Source organism: Vibrio sp. ZOR0018, from assembly GCF_963865925.1.
GTDB lineage: Bacteria > Pseudomonadota > Gammaproteobacteria > Enterobacterales > Vibrionaceae > Vibrio > Vibrio anguillarum.
Genome location: NZ_CAWMCN010000020.1, coordinates 1 through 15378 on the forward strand (window position 1 = coordinate 1; position 15378 = coordinate 15378).

Sequence of the window (15378 nt, forward strand, 5' to 3'; positions counted from 1 at the left end):
TTTTTTTTTTTTTTTGACGAAAAAGAACGCAAATATGGCGTATTAATCACAAAAACTGGTTAACACGCCATCACCAAAAAATGCCGTTCTGAAAATTAAATACTGAATATGGTCTTACGGTAGTACTGAAGCTCAGCAATAGACTCACGAATATCATCTAAAGCCAGGTGGCTACCTTGCTTAGAAAAGCCATCCAATACTTCTGGCTTCCAACGGCGAGTCAGCTCTTTTAGCGTACTGACATCCACATAACGGTAATGGAAGTAGGCTTCCAGCTCAGGCATATGTTTATAAAGGAAGCGGCGATCTTGCCCAATACTGTTGCCACAAATCGGAGATTTACCTTTAGGCACCCACTTTTCCAAAAACGTAATGGTCTGTTCAACCGCTTCTTGTTGTGTCACTGAGTCATGACGTACTCGCTCGACCAAACCGCTTTTGGTATGTGTGGTGGTGCACCATTCATCCATTTTAGCCAATTCAGCTTCTGATTGATGAACAGCCAACACTGGGCCTTCAGCCAAAATGTTCAACTCACTATCAGTCACAATGGTGGCAATCTCGATAATTTTGTGAGTTTCAGGGTCTAAGCCTGTCATCTCAAGATCAACCCAAATCAAGTTTTGATCGCTAAAAGACATAAATACGTTGCCTATATTGGTTTGCAGATAAAAAAGGTACTATACCCAAATTCAGATCCCCAAGATACCTTTGGACATTGGATCCAAACGGTATGATTTTGAGTAAAATCTCAACGTTGGATCAAAACGTATCATAATCATGAAGTAGATAATCGTGGCAAAGAAAAAGAAGCTGACGAAAGGTCAAGTACGACGCGTTCGTAATAATCAGAGTAAACGACTCAAAAAAGAGGACACAGTTTCGTGGGATGAAGCCATGCTCGGCACCGCAAAAACTGGGTTAGTGATTACTCGTTTTGGCCAACATGCCGATGTTGAAGATTTAGAGACTCACACCATCCACCGCTGTAATTTACGCCGAGGCATTGAAACGCTGGTCTCAGGAGATCGTGTTATTTGGCGACCTGGACTCGAATCGATGGCGGGTATCTCTGGCGTTGTCGAAGCGGTTGAACCGCGCAAATCGGTTCTGACTCGTCCAGATTATTACGACGGTTTGAAACCAGTAGCGGCAAACATTGATCAGATGGTCATTGTGTCATCCGTACTGCCGGAACTGTCACTCAATATCATCGACCGTTATTTGATCGCTTCAGAAACCGTGAATATTGCGCCACTAGTGGTACTGAATAAGATTGATTTACTCAGCGATGAATTGCGTAACCAATATCAAGAGTCGTTACGTGTGTACGAACGCATTGGCTACAAAGTGCTTTTTGTCAGCAAAAAAAGCGGTGAAGGGATTGCTGAGTTAGAAGCGGAACTTGGCGGACGGATCAACATATTTGTTGGTCAATCTGGCGTTGGTAAATCCAGCCTAGTGAACGCATTAATGCCAAATTTGGAAGATGAAATTGAAGAAGGTGAAGTTTCTCAAGCATCTGGACTTGGTCAACATACCACCACTGCGGCTCGCTTGTATCATATCCCTACAGGCGGTGATTTGATCGACTCGCCGGGAGTGCGTGAATTTGGTTTATGGCACTTGGAAGCTGAAGCGATCACTGAAGCCTTTGTCGAATTTCGTCCCTTCTTAGGCGGCTGTAAGTTTAGAGACTGCAAACACGCTGACGATCCGGGTTGCTTATTACGTCAAGCGGTGGAAAAAGGTGATATCAGTAACACGCGCTTTGAGAACTACCACCGAATTTTAGAAAGCATGTCGGAAAACAAAGCTAACCGCCAATATTCGCGTAACAAAAAAGCGGATTTATAAATAGCATCGAGTTTTACCCCGGCAAATGTCCGCAGACTTGATCGATAAATTTTTTATCTGTCGCCATCGAATAATCCGTAAGCAATGGTGACTAACTGCTGACATGGTGAGAGTTTTTCAGTAACATCTCGCGCCCAAAGTGAAGAACATACAGTTAACATTGGAATCAGAGACAATGGATAAAATTAAAGTTGGACTGCAATACTGGATCCCACAACATGGCTTAACACGCCTGATGGGTAAACTCGCATCAGCGAAAGCTGGCGGTCTAACCACTGCAGTCATTCGTTGGTTTATTAAACAATATAATGTCAACATGGATGAAGCTCTGCATTCAGATCCTAGCCATTTCAAAACATTCAATGAATTCTTTGTTCGTGAATTGAAAGCCGATGCTCGGCCAATCAGTGACGGTGATAGCTTAATCACCCATCCGGCCGATGCTTGCGTTAGTCAATTCGGGCCGATTCAAGATGGCAAGCTGATCCAAGCGAAAGGCCACCATTTTACAGCGGTAGAATTGCTCGGTGGTGATGCCAAACTGGCGCAAGAGTTTGAAGATGGCGAATTTGCCACGCTTTATTTATCACCTCGCGACTACCACCGCGTACACATGCCTTGCGATGGCGTGTTACGTCAAATGATTTATGTTCCGGGCGATCTTTTTTCGGTTAACCCACTAACCGCCGAAAATGTACCGAACCTGTTTGCTCGCAATGAGCGCGTGGTGTGTATTTTTGATACTGAGTTTGGCCCAATGGCACAAGTGCTTGTCGGAGCGACCATTGTTGGCAGTATTGAGCTAGTTTGGTCAGGGACTGTCACGCCTCCGCGCGGCAATACCGTTTATCGCTGGGATTATCCAGCCCAAGGCAATACCTCTGTTGTACTGAAAAAAGGACAAGAGATGGGTCGCTTTAAGCTAGGCTCAACGGTGATTAACCTGTTTGCAAAAGATAAAATTCGCTTTGATGAGTCTATGCAACACAATGCTACAACGGTTATGGGTACTCCATACGCACAGCAACGTTAATCGCCATATCTTAATGTTCCCTGCCGAATGCGTTAGCTCTGCATGTTCAGAGCTAACGCCTCTAGATATTTCGCTTTTTTTCTTTATTGATAAAAAACAAAGCTGCTGCATATTCCTTAGCTAAAACTCAAAATTTCAAGCCGCGTCTAAGACCTTCATTCACATATCATTTACGCTAGTTACTTCAAGTTAACCTAATGAAGGTCATGTGATATGCCTACCATGAATACGGGAATGCTGATAAAGCTTGCGATCTGCTTTTTGCTGCCCATCGGTGTTTTACTGATGCCCATTGATGCAATACCGATTGATGACTTAACCTTAATTCAACATCGATTACTGGCTATTTTTTTATTGGCTGCTCTGCTTTGGGTATTGGAGCCAGTTCCTGTATTTGCCACCTCCATTTTGATCATTGCGCTCGAATTGGTGATGATTTCAGATAAAGGCTTGCATCTCTTTCGTTCGCCACCCGCTGGGCATGATATCGGCGAGTTAATGAAGTACACCGATATTTTCAGCGCTTTCTCTTCACCGATTATTATCTTGTTCATGGGCGGCTTTGCACTGGCGATTGCTGCTTCTAAATATGAACTGGACAACAACTTAGCCCGAGTTTTACTCAAACCTTTTGGTACTCAACCCCGCTTTATTATGCTGGGGCTAATGTTGATCACTGCGGTATTTTCTATGTTTATGTCCAATACCGCGACTACTGTGATGATGCTGGCGCTGCTCGGGCCGATCGTCGCTTCAGCTCCAAAAGGGGATTTAGGCATCAAGGCCTTAGTGCTCTGCATTCCGATTGCAGCGAACACCGGTGGTATTGCCACGCCTATCGGTACGCCACCCAATGCGATCGCGCTGCAATATCTCACCGGAAGCAATAACATTGATTTCTTTTCTTGGATGATGATGGGCTTGCCATTTGTGATTATTCAGCTCACGTTAGCTTGGTTTTTACTACAAAAACTGTTCCCCTCTTCAGAAAAACAGATGGTGCTGAAACTCAACGGAACATTCCAAAAAAATTGGCGTGCAATCGTGGTCTACATTACTTTTGCCGCCACCATAGTGCTGTGGATGACCACCTCTCTACACGGCATGAACACCTATGTGGTATCTATTATTCCTTTGGCGGTTTTTACACTCACCGGCATTATGGGCAAAGAGGAACTGAAACAGATCAACTGGGACGTCTTGTGGCTAGTGGCTGGCGGGATAGCGATTGGAATTGGGCTAGATAAAACAGGGCTCGCTTCAGCATTAGCTCACGCGATTGATTACAGTTCTCTATCGCCTATCTCGGTCGTCATCACCCTGTCGCTCGTTTGTTGGATCATGGCAAACTTCATGTCCAATACCGCGACCGCTAACTTACTCATGCCGATCGCCGCCGCGATTGGCACATCCATGGAAAGCTTGGCCAGTATTGGTGGTATACAAAGTTTGTTAGTGGTTGTCGCCTTTTCTGCCTCACTGGGTATGATTTTACCTGTCTCAACACCGCCGAACTCACTGGCCTATTCTACCGGGCTTATTGAGAGTAAAGACATGGCCAAAACAGGTCTGATTATTGGCGTTGTTGGCTTGTGCATTGTCTATACTGCCGCGCTATTACTAACCTAACCTTTGGTGACTGCGACTTGCATTGAGCGTCAAGACTGAATGCAGGTCGCAAAGATGAATCATTCCAGCCTAAAACTAAGTAAAAGCAAATCAACGAGATGAACAATAATCGAGCACGATCATATTAATCAAAGCTACATTCTCGTAGGATTACTCTGATTTACTTATTTATTTATCTGAAGAAACATGAAACGGCTTCATCATTTCGCTGCAACTAAGCGTAGAAGCCGTTAATTCATCTTTTCCTGATCTGAGCTATCGACACGCGGTTGTCAAACCGTTCTAGGGACATAACCCATGAGACATACCATCAAATTTAAAATTCAAGTCGCTATCGCCATCATCATCGCAATCGTCAGTGGCGTCCAAGCTTGGATCTCCGTCAGTCAATTACAGCAAGAAACGACCTATGCCATTAATAGTGAAATGGAAAACACCAGTCTTGCTACTCGCCATTACATCAGTGATTGGCTTGGGATCCGCAGCAATATGATGTTGGCCAATGAACCTTTTATTGCCAATAATAACAATGCTGACCAAGCGTTACTGGTGACTAAAAAGAGCGGTGATTTTCTTTCTGTTTATGCTGGTTTTAGTGATGGCAGCATTGCTTATGGTGATAAAACCGAAGATTGGCCAAGTGATTATGATCCAAGAACGCGCCCTTGGTATAAAGATGCAATGGCACAATCGGGGCTTATAATTACCGAACCCTACCAAGATTTTGATGGCAGCATCGTAGTTAGCTTCGCCAAAGCTTTTAAAGGTCAAAAACAAGGCGTACTCGCCGCCGATTTAACGGTAACCAATCTCATTAAAGAAGTGCTGAATGTTAAACTGAACAATCAAGGTTTTGCGTTTTTGGTTGATGGTAATAACAACATTGTTGCCTACCAAGATGAAGCTTTAAGCCAAAAACCTTTAACCAATTTAAACAACGAATTAGATTCCCAGCACATGGCCAGCTTAGCCCGAGAAAATCGCGTGGATACCATCGCTTGGCCAAAGCAAGGCAACAAATTAATTTACGTCTCACAAATACCAAATACCGATTGGTTACTGGGCATTGTGGTAGACAAAGAGATGGCCTACGCCTCGGTTTCTGAGCAAATAACCTTTACCGCCATTGCCTCTTTAGTGCTCTACATTATTATCGCCAGCATCAGCACTTGGGTTGTAACCCGCTTACTGCAACCACTGCAGGTATTGTCGAACGCTTTAGCGCAATTAGCGCAAGGAGAAGGCGACCTCACCCAACGCATCGACATTCGACGCATGGATGAAATCGGTGAATTGGCCGAGAAAGTGAATCTCTTTTTAAGTCAAATGCAGGAGATGCTGAAAGGGATCGTCAGCCGTAGCCAACAACTTTCCCAGCAAGCACAAGACGCCAATGACCTTTCTGCTCAAGCTTCCATGCGAGTTGAGCACCAACAAAATGATGTCAACCAAATAGCCACCGCGATTCACGAGATGTCGGCTACCGCCGCTGAGGTGGCTAGCCATGCCGAACTAACTGCTAGCGCGTCACAAGCATCGGCCTCAGCTTGTGATGACGGGCAGGCGGTTATCAAAAAGAATCGAGATTCCATTACTCACTTAGCCAATCAGGTCGATAGTGCAGCCAAAGTGATCCGAGAGTTGGAGAGCAATGCTCAAAGTATCAACCAGATCCTATCCACCATTCAAAGTATTGCCGAACAAACCAATCTGTTAGCACTCAATGCGGCGATTGAAGCGGCCCGCGCAGGTGACCAAGGCCGTGGTTTTGCTGTGGTAGCCGACGAAGTTCGTGTGCTCAGCCAACGTACACATGGTTCAACGGAAGAGATCCGCACCATGATAGAAACCTTGCAGCGCAATACTCAACATGCGGTCGAGAATATGGAAGCCAGCACCAAACTGGCCGACCACAGTGTTGACTATGCCGAACAAGCTCACGACAGTTTAGTGCGGATCACGCAAGCCATTACCGAGATCAATGATATGGCCTTGCAAATTGCCAGTGCCGCTGAAGAGCAGCGAGCCGTCAGCGAAGACATTAGCCGCAATACACAAGGTATCAAAGACGCTTCTGATGACCTTGCTAGTCAAACTCAGCAGAGCAGCCACAGCGCTCATGAAATGCATTTATCGGCAGAAGCCATGCGTAACGATATTCGCCGCTTCAAAGTGTAAATCCTCTTGGCTTGCCTCTTTTAATCACATTGAGGCAAGCCCATAAATTCCCTTTGTTTTCCCCTAGCGCTTAAGGCATATTGAGATCCTTCCCTCGTTCAAGGATGTCTACATGGGCTACGAATGGCTCGCGCTTGCTGCCGCGTTTCTTTGGGCAGTAGCCAGTTTACTGTCTGTTACTCCCGCTCGCCATTTAGGAACCTTTGCTTATAGCCGTTGGCGCATGGGCTGTACTTCTCTCATTTTAGTGAGCATGGCGCTGGCAACTGGCGGCTGGGCAACGGTAAACAGCGAGATGGTAACACCCATGATGTATTCGGGGTTGATTGGCATATTCATTGGCGATACGGCGCTGTTTGCGTGTTTAAATCGCATGGGGCCAAGACAAGCGGGTTTGCTCTTTTCTTGCCATGCCGTTTTTTCGGCCATTCTCGGCTATTTTTTATTCAGCGAAAGCATGAGCCATGCCGAGCTAGTGGGCGCGACTTTTGTCTTTTCAGGCGTTCTAACGGCCATCTTTTTTGGCCGCCGAGGGCAAAATCATAATGCATTGGAAGCAATTAAAGGCCGAGTATGGGTTGGCATTGCACTTGGCCTTATCGCGGCTCTATGCCAAGCATTGGGTGGGATCATCGCCAAACCTGTGATGCAAACGGGGATCGACCCCATCGCCGCTTCCGCGATTCGAATGCTCACCGCTTTCACCGCACACTGCTTACTGTTGGCTACTGGTGCAAAATTAGCACGCGCCACTCAAGCCATTACGCTGCCCATTTTTACCATTACTGCCATCAACGGTTTTCTTGCGATGGCGGTCGGAATGACGTTAATTCTCTACGCACTGCGTGAAGGCAACGTGGGTATGGTGGCCCTGCTCTCCTCAACCACGCCCATCATGTTGTTGCCTATTTTATGGATGTATACCAAACAGCGGCCCAACCGCTTCGCTTGGTGCGGCGCACTGTTTGCCGTGCTTGGGACGGGAATTTTAGTTTATTAAATGGCGCTAAAAAGGCACCGATGTTGATCAATAGGCTACCTTTATAGGCATTGATAGGGAGAATCATTGATCTTAACCTACTGCAATCGCTTCAAAGTGTAGTAAAATTACGCTAATTTCTGTTTAAGTTACTTTGAATTTGACGAGGTCATAACTATGTCAGCTAAGAAGCCAATGGCTTTAGTAATTCTTGACGGTTGGGGTTACCGTGAAGATAACGCACACAACGCAATCAGCAATGCACATACTCCAGTCATGGATAGCTTAATTGCAAACAACCCAAACACTCTGATTTCTGCTTCTGGTATGGATGTAGGTTTACCGGATGGTCAAATGGGTAACTCAGAAGTCGGTCACACCAATATCGGTGCTGGTCGTATTGTTTACCAAGACCTGACACGCATTACTAAATCAATTCTTGATGGTGAATTCCAACAAAACGAAGTGTTAGTCAACGCGATGGATAAAGCCATCAAAGCGGGCAAAGCGGTTCACCTATTGGGGCTAATGTCGCCAGGTGGTGTTCACTCGCATGAAGATCATATCTACGCTGCCGTTGAAATGGCTGCTGCCCGTGGCGCTGAGAAAATCTACCTCCACTGCTTCCTTGATGGCCGTGATACGCCACCACGCAGTGCCGAAGCCTCATTGCAACGCTTCCAAGACCTATTTTCTAAATTAGGTAAAGGTCGTATCGCCTCACTGATTGGTCGTTACTACGCCATGGATCGCGATAACAACTGGGAACGCGTACAAAAAGCTTACGACCTATTGGTTGAAGCCAAAGCAGAATTTACTTTTGATTCTGCCGTAGCAGGCCTTGAAGCCGCTTACGCACGTGAAGAAAATGATGAATTTGTTAAAGCGACAGAAATCAAAGCTGAAGGCCAAGACTCTGCTGCGATTGAAGATGGCGACGCCGTGATTTTCATGAACTACCGCGCCGACCGTGCACGTGAAATTACTCGTGCCTTCATACCAGATTTCAACGGGTTTGAACGTGCGAAGTTCCCAGCAATTGACTTTGTGATGCTAACCCAATACGCCGCCGACATTCCTCTGCTGTGCGCGTTTCCACCAGCATCACTAGAAAACACCTACGGTGAGTGGCTATCAAAGGCGGGCAAAACTCAGTTGCGCATCTCTGAAACAGAAAAATACGCGCACGTCACCTTCTTCTTTAACGGTGGTGTTGAGAACGAATTCCCAGGCGAAGAGCGCCAATTGGTTGCTTCACCTAAAGTGGCAACTTACGATCTGCAACCGGAAATGAGCGCGCCTGAACTGACTGAAAAACTCGTTGCGGCAATCAAATCGGGTAAATACGATGCGATTATCTGTAACTACCCGAACGGCGATATGGTTGGTCATACTGGTATTTACGAAGCGGCCGTGAAAGCATGCGAAGCGCTTGATGAGTGTATCGGAAAAGTGGTTGAAGCGATTAAAGAAGTCGATGGCCAGTTACTGATCACAGCAGACCACGGCAATGCAGAAATGATGGTGAACCCAGAAACAGGGGGCATTCATACTGCTCATACCAATCTGCCAGTGCCGCTTATCTACGTCGGTAGCAAAGATCTTAAGCTAAAAGATGGTGGTAAGCTTTCTGACCTAGCACCAACGATGCTTGCTCTATCGAACATGGACATCCCGGCAGAAATGTCTGGTCAAGTGTTGTTTAAATAACTCACCAACCACGTGATGTTGAGCCTCGATAAATATCGAGGCTTTTTTTCGTCCAAGAACTCGATTTGATTGCAAGTTTTGACATAGGGCTTTCGCCTCGCGGATGGCTTTGAGTATACTGACTCACTAATTTGTCGATAGAGACTTGAAAACGAATGAGAAACAAGCCTTCACCACACCCACTTACTATAACGACTTGGTGGCATGCACTTAGCCTAGTGATGGTGTTAGGGCTAGCTTGCCTCTCCAGCTCACCGTTAATGGCTGCCACACAACAAGAGCTAAAAGGGGTGAAAGGCGAAATTTCTCGTCAGCAGCAAGCGTTAAATAATCGACAAAAAGAGCTCGATTCGTTGCAAAATGCGCTTAAAAAGCAAGAAGTGGGCATTTCAAGTCTAGAAAATCAGATCAAAAACACCAAATCAGAATTAGTAGTGGCCAACGCTAATATCGCTAAACTCAAGCAAAAGATCACAGCCTTAGAAACACAACAAACACAGCAAACCGCCAAATTAGCTCAACTGATCAAAACCTATTACGCCACTCAGCGAGCGACAGCCTCATCCAACATACTCAATAATGGCGTGGAAGAAGATCGCATCAGCCAGTATTACCAACACTTGGCGAAGGCGCGCAGCCAAACCATCCAACAGCTTGAACTTACGCAAAAAGAACTCAATGAAAGTGAAAAACAGCTGCGACTTGAACGAGACCAAATCGCCTCTCTATTAGAACAGCAGACCCAAAAGCGCGCTACATTGGCAAAAACGCAGTCAGAACGACGCAGTACGGTGGGTAAAATTCAAAAAAGCATTTCCGGTGATAAAGTCTACTTAGCCGAATTGCAACGCAATGAAACGCGATTACAAGCGGAAATCGCCAAAGCAGCAAAACGTAACGCTGTGCTAATGGATGGGTTAGCGCCGCAAAAAGGCAAGCTACCTTGGCCAGTCAAAGGCAAAATCCTGCATGCTTTTGGTACACGCCAAAGTGGACAAATTGATTGGAAAGGCCTAGTCATTGACGCCAATTATGGTCAAAACGTCAAAGCGGTTTATTCTGGCACGGTCGTGTTTGCTGAATATCTACGTGGTTATGGGCTGGTGGTTTTGCTCGATCATGGCAAAGGCGATATGACCTTATACGGCTTTAACCAAAGTTTGCTCAAAAAAGAGGGCGATAAAGTCACCGCCGGTGAAACCATTGCTTTAGCAGGCGACACTGGCGGTCAATCCCAGCCAGCGCTCTATTTCGAAATTCGTCGCAACAGTAAAGCCGAAGACCCAACACGCTGGCTCAGTCGCTAGCAAAACACATTCATCACCCTGTTAATCCGGGCGAGCGTTAATGTGATGAATAGTACGCTTCTACTTGAGTAATGAATTGGGTCAATTGTCTTTTATCCAACGAATTAATACCCGCCGCCGCTTCTCGCCCGCCTCCGGTTGCAAAGGCGCTGCATAACCTATCCGCTCCCTGTTTATTGGTTAATGGAGCACGTAGCGAAACGGTATAACCACCCGATGAATTTACCGTTAAAACCATATGTGCCGCGGCAGGTGCTTGATTGGCTAGCCAATTACTAAACACACCACTCACTCGCTGTGATGATGCACAGTCTGGCAGCTCGTATACGCTCAAACAGGCACTTTTATAGATAGGCTCTAACGACTGAGCAAGCTGCATATCTTGCTCATAAGCGTGCTGCAAATGATAAAAAGGGGAGTTGTCATCCTTCATTAAATCAAACGGTGAAGGATAAACTAGCAAGGCTTGGTACAAATCAGCGGGGTGATAATGAAGCTGCTCTATCGTCTCTCCATAACCGTTATAGTTAATCAAGGTGCCTAAGTTTTTTAGTTGTTCAGCTTGAGTGGTAGTTAGCCCCGCGTTGCGCGCTAAAGTATCCGCTTTAGCAATCAAATTATCGCCATAAGCTGCCACAATCGCCCACTCATGGAACGGACCACCTAACCACTGATCAATAATTAATGCCGTACAAGTATTAGGGTCCAAATCAATATGGGCGTCAAGCAGCGGAGTCTCGGGGATTGAGCCTGCATAGTGATGATCGGCATAAAACACCGTCACCCCCGCCGCAAGAGCCTGCTGTAAAGGTTGCTGATTCTTCTCCATCGAAATATCTAACACGGTCAGACTATCTCGGGATTGAAGATTAAGACGCTGAAGCAATTTGATATCACGCTTAACCCCAGTAACTAGGGTCGTCGTGCGAGGGTAAGCAAGCCGCAGCTGAAGAAGAGAGATGATGCCATCAGCATCACCGTTAAAAACGTCATAGTGCATATCAACACCACCCTTAGAGATGTATAGCTAACAAGCTAACAGCTTCAAAGGATTAAGAACAATACTCAAAGGTTATAACTAAGCACACATTATGATGCGTGCATCGCCCGCACACCTTCCTCTAATAATAGAAGCTGTTCAAGACCTTGTTCCGTTGCTTTGGGTTTAACGACTGCGATCATCTGTAGCATGCCTTGATGAATCACTTGCTCGGTGATCTGCGTTTTGGAAAACATCGCTGACTGATAACTCAACCAACACGAGGCCGTCATATGGAGAGTGGTCACTAAAGATTGCATATCTTCTTTTCCGACAGACAGCAATTTCAGCTCAACAAAAGCGTGCATAATATTAATGAGATTAGTTTGCAGCTTTTCTTGTACTTGAATGTACTCACCATGTAGAACTTCATCACGCTGCAGGATTTCCGGTAAATTGGCATAGAAAAAACGGTATTTCCACATCAAAGTGAAGATCGAATCAAGATAATGCTTTAACAGAGTTAAGCTTTCGCGCTGTGCCGCAATCGGCTGAAAACGTTCGAGTAACTCTGCTGAATAGAGAGCAAAAATATCACGAACAATTTCTTGTTTATTACGAAAGTGATAATACAAATTACCTGGGCTGATTTCGATATGTGCTGCGATATGGTTAGTGGTCACCGTTCTTTCACCATGTTCATTAAACAGCGCTAATGCAGCATAAACGATCTTATCTTTGGTTTTCATCTTGTCTTATTACCTCTTTACCTCTGTGAACCTGCTCCTATCAAATAACAGGATGAGAGTGAGAAACGGTGCATTATCGGCGATAAGGCACCGCAAACCTATTATTGATGGTACGGTTTAGACAAGGCGTGCACCGCATCAACAAATATGCCCGCATTTTCCGGTGGCACATCTAAATGGATACCGTGTCCGAGGTTAAAGACATGGCCCGTTCCACCATGGCCGAACCCTTCAAGAATGGTCGCCACTTCTTGGCGAATACGATCATGCGGAGCATAAAGCATGGAAGGGTCCATATTGCCTTGCAGCGCCACTTTGTCACCGATACGCGCTTTGGCGTCGGCAATATTGATGGTCCAATCAAGCCCTACTGCATCACAACCCGTCGCAGCAATCTGCTCCAGCCACATGCCACCATTTTTGGTAAACAGAGTGACGGGTACGCGGCGACCTTCATTTTCACGAATTAAACCATCCACAATTTTGTGCATATACTGTAGTGAAAAGAGGTTGTAGTCGCGCGGCGTCAGTACTCCGCCCCAAGTATCAAAAATCATAACAGACTGAGCACCCGCTTTGATTTGTGCGTTAAGGTATTCAATAACACTGTCTGCCAGTTTATCGAGCAAGGCGTGCAGCACGCTAGGATCGGCGTACATCATTTTTTTGATCTTAGTGAAGGCTTTTGAGCTGCCACCTTCCACCATATAAGTCGCGAGTGTCCATGGGCTGCCTGAAAAACCGATCAATGGAACTTCACCTTGTAGATCTTTGCGGATCTGGCGTACGGCATTCATCACATATTGCAGTTCGCCTTCCGGATCCGGTAAGCCAATTTTATCGACATCGGCTTTACAAGTGATCGGGCGTTCAAACTTTGGCCCTTCTCCCGCTTCAAAATACAAACCCAATCCCATGGCGTCAGGAATGGTTAAAATATCAGAAAATAAAATAGCGGCATCTAATGGAAAGCGACGTAATGGCTGTAATGTCACTTCAGAAGCTAGCTCAGCATTTTTACACAGCGCCATAAAATCGCCTGCTTCGGCACGCGTTGCGCGATACTCTGGCAGGTAACGTCCTGCTTGGCGCATCATCCATACAGGGGTGCAATCGACAGGTTGTTTTAACAGTGCACGCAAGTAGCGATCATTTTTTAATTCAGTCATTCCGTCTTCCAATTTAAAGCTTGTTATTTTTTGTGGCGTTATTCTAGCACTGAATAAGCGCCAAAAACGGTGTGCTTTGCAAGCGAGATCATGTTATTAACTTTTAAATCAATGGTTAATTTGCAAGCAACCTTTAACGGTGTTAAAAATTTGTTCGCTAGCGAAAACTATAATTATAAACTGAGTACTCTGTACTCGGCATCTCATAACGACATCTTACTTACCCCCTCCTTCACCGGAGGGTTTTTTTTAGCAATGCGGCAGTGAATCTTTCTCGATTTCGCTTAACGTGTGCTCTATTAATGCTCTGGCTATCGTCCCTTCGGGCGCAACGGGAGGCAAAGCACTTGCTAAAAACCATTGTGCATCACTCAATTCACTATAGTCGGGTTTTATCGTGCCAGAGTCATATTCCGCCACAAAGCCCATCATCATACTCGATGGAAATGCCCAAGGCTGACTACCAAAATAGTGAATATTTTTCACATGAATCCCCGTTTCTTCAAGCACTTCACGTGCCACGCATTGCTCTAACGTCTCCCCGACCTCCAGAAAACCAGCAATGACGGTATACATGCCGTTACGATGCCTTGGGTGCTGGGCCAATAAAATTTTATCCTGATTTCGTACCGCGACAATAATGCAAGGAAAGATACGCGGATAATGTAACGTTCGACACTCAGAACATTGCATCGCCAATTGGTTATGGTTTAGGTAATTTCGCCCACCACATTGTGGACAAAAACGTAACGTTTGACTCATGTGACCATATTGAAGCGCTTTGCTGATCGCCAAAAACAGTTCTGGTTTGAGATGCAACAATTCGCGTAATGAAGTCATTTCTCGCTCGCCATCAAGATCGGCATCATTGACCCACATCACTGGGTAACCATCACAACTATCTACCACCACCGCTTTTTCTAAAGGCAGGGAATATTCACCCGCAGATCCTAGCGGTAACTCACCATTTATGGTCCAGATCTCACTTCCGGAAACTACACACCAATAAGCGATTTTTGTATCACTATTTTTCAACATGTTGCGACCTCTCTTCTTGCAGTTACCCCATTTTACTGGCAATCTAAATTCATACCAGAATTTGTAACGTTCCAAATTTAGTTCTATAAATTCTAGTAAGGACAATGAGTTGTATCTACGAAGTGCAACCCTACGCAAAGGAAACGGTCACCAGCTTTGTGACCCGATCATGAGGGCATGGTCATGCTAAAAAAACTAAAACGCACACAAGAGCAATGGGGCGGTTACAGTGACGTTATTGATCACTGGTTAAACACGCGACAAACCTTAATTGTAGAGTATTGCAAATTAGCCGCGCTGCAACCTTGCGCCGCCAAAACGAATATTAACGGGCTTCCCTCGCCAGAAGAGCTGCAACGTTTTTGCCAGCAACTGGTGGATTATATTTCCGAAGGTCACTTCAAAATCTACGATATGGTGATGGATAGGTGGCGTGCAACTGGCTTTGAAGCCACCGATGAAATTAATCAGACTTATGGAAAAATTATTGTTACTACGGAGCCGTTACTCAATTTTACAGATAAATACGCGGCAGTGAGTGATGAGGATGATCTCGAAAACTTTGACAACGACCTTTCGCTAATTGGTGAAATTATTGAGGTGCGTTTTGGAGTGGAAGATAGTTTGATTCAACTTATCGCGGACAGCTTGGCTATCCCTCCTGGTGCTTAATATTGAATATTTTGCTGTAATCATTCGCGTAGATTAAATTAAGCGCAACAAAAAAGGCACCCGAAGGTGCCTTTTTTA

13 protein-coding genes are annotated in these 15378 nt (G+C 45.5%); 8 read left to right on the forward strand and 5 right to left on the reverse strand.

Translation table 11 applies throughout. The features are described 5' to 3' along the window. Nucleotides 1–95: 95 nt before the first annotated feature. Nucleotides 96–641, reverse strand: coding sequence for an oligoribonuclease (orn, locus tag AACR75_RS00705; RefSeq protein ID WP_010318948.1), 546 nt, complete (start codon nucleotides 639–641; stop codon nucleotides 96–98). Between the two features lie 154 nt (nucleotides 642–795). Here orn and rsgA point away from each other — a divergent pair, with 154 nt between their 5' ends. The 7 genes from rsgA to AACR75_RS00740 all read left to right on the forward strand — a co-directional run bounded on the left by rsgA (nucleotide 796) and on the right by AACR75_RS00740 (nucleotide 10693). Next, nucleotides 796–1857 (forward strand): small ribosomal subunit biogenesis GTPase RsgA, encoded by a 1062-nt coding sequence (gene rsgA / locus AACR75_RS00710; protein ID WP_047688351.1) that lies wholly within the window; start codon nucleotides 796–798, stop codon nucleotides 1855–1857. A 175-nt stretch (nucleotides 1858–2032) separates the two neighbouring features. Beyond that, nucleotides 2033–2890: an archaetidylserine decarboxylase gene (gene asd, locus AACR75_RS00715; RefSeq protein ID WP_013857937.1), complete on the forward strand. Its 858-nt coding sequence runs from the start codon at nucleotides 2033–2035 to the stop codon at nucleotides 2888–2890. 213 nt (nucleotides 2891–3103) lie between these two features. Beyond that, the gene (locus tag AACR75_RS00720) at nucleotides 3104–4519 is read left to right on the forward strand and encodes an SLC13 family permease (RefSeq protein WP_047688353.1); all 1416 of its coding nucleotides are present in this window, start codon (nucleotides 3104–3106) and stop codon (nucleotides 4517–4519) included. 297 nt (nucleotides 4520–4816) lie between these two features. Then, nucleotides 4817–6697, forward strand: a complete 1881-nt coding sequence (locus AACR75_RS00725) for a methyl-accepting chemotaxis protein (RefSeq protein WP_047688356.1) — start codon at nucleotides 4817–4819, stop codon at nucleotides 6695–6697. 112 nt (nucleotides 6698–6809) lie between these two features. Then, a complete protein-coding gene (locus tag AACR75_RS00730) occupies nucleotides 6810–7697 on the forward strand; it encodes a DMT family transporter (RefSeq protein WP_013857940.1) in 888 nt (295 codons plus the stop codon). Nucleotides 7698–7853: 156 nt separating this feature from the next. Then, nucleotides 7854–9386, forward strand: coding sequence for a 2,3-bisphosphoglycerate-independent phosphoglycerate mutase (gene gpmM / locus AACR75_RS00735; RefSeq protein ID WP_013857941.1), 1533 nt, complete (start codon nucleotides 7854–7856; stop codon nucleotides 9384–9386). Between the two features lie 221 nt (nucleotides 9387–9607). Continuing rightward, nucleotides 9608–10693, forward strand: a complete 1086-nt coding sequence (locus AACR75_RS00740; protein ID WP_231140426.1) for a murein hydrolase activator EnvC family protein — start codon at nucleotides 9608–9610, stop codon at nucleotides 10691–10693. 37 nt (nucleotides 10694–10730) lie between these two features. Here AACR75_RS00740 and AACR75_RS00745 read toward each other — a convergent pair whose 3' ends face one another. The 4 genes from AACR75_RS00745 to nudC form a co-directional block, all read right to left on the reverse strand. Beyond that, entirely contained in the window at nucleotides 10731–11693 is a 963-nt protein-coding gene (locus AACR75_RS00745) for a hypothetical protein (protein WP_017046695.1), read from the reverse strand. Between the two features lie 89 nt (nucleotides 11694–11782). Continuing rightward, the gene (locus AACR75_RS00750; protein ID WP_013857945.1) at nucleotides 11783–12421 is read right to left on the reverse strand and encodes a TetR/AcrR family transcriptional regulator; all 639 of its coding nucleotides are present in this window, start codon (nucleotides 12419–12421) and stop codon (nucleotides 11783–11785) included. Between the two features lie 101 nt (nucleotides 12422–12522). Beyond that, on the reverse strand, nucleotides 12523–13590 hold the full coding sequence (gene hemE, locus AACR75_RS00755; protein ID WP_010318957.1) for a uroporphyrinogen decarboxylase: 1068 nt from the start codon (nucleotides 13588–13590) through the stop codon (nucleotides 12523–12525). Between the two features lie 249 nt (nucleotides 13591–13839). After that, nucleotides 13840–14625, reverse strand: coding sequence for an NAD(+) diphosphatase (gene nudC / locus AACR75_RS00760; protein WP_170889804.1), 786 nt, complete (start codon nucleotides 14623–14625; stop codon nucleotides 13840–13842). 180 nt (nucleotides 14626–14805) lie between these two features. On the opposite strand from nudC, the gene AACR75_RS00765 reads away from it, so the two are divergent. Continuing rightward, nucleotides 14806–15300, forward strand: coding sequence for an Rsd/AlgQ family anti-sigma factor (locus AACR75_RS00765; RefSeq protein WP_017046697.1), 495 nt, complete (start codon nucleotides 14806–14808; stop codon nucleotides 15298–15300). Nucleotides 15301–15378 lie beyond the last annotated feature (78 nt).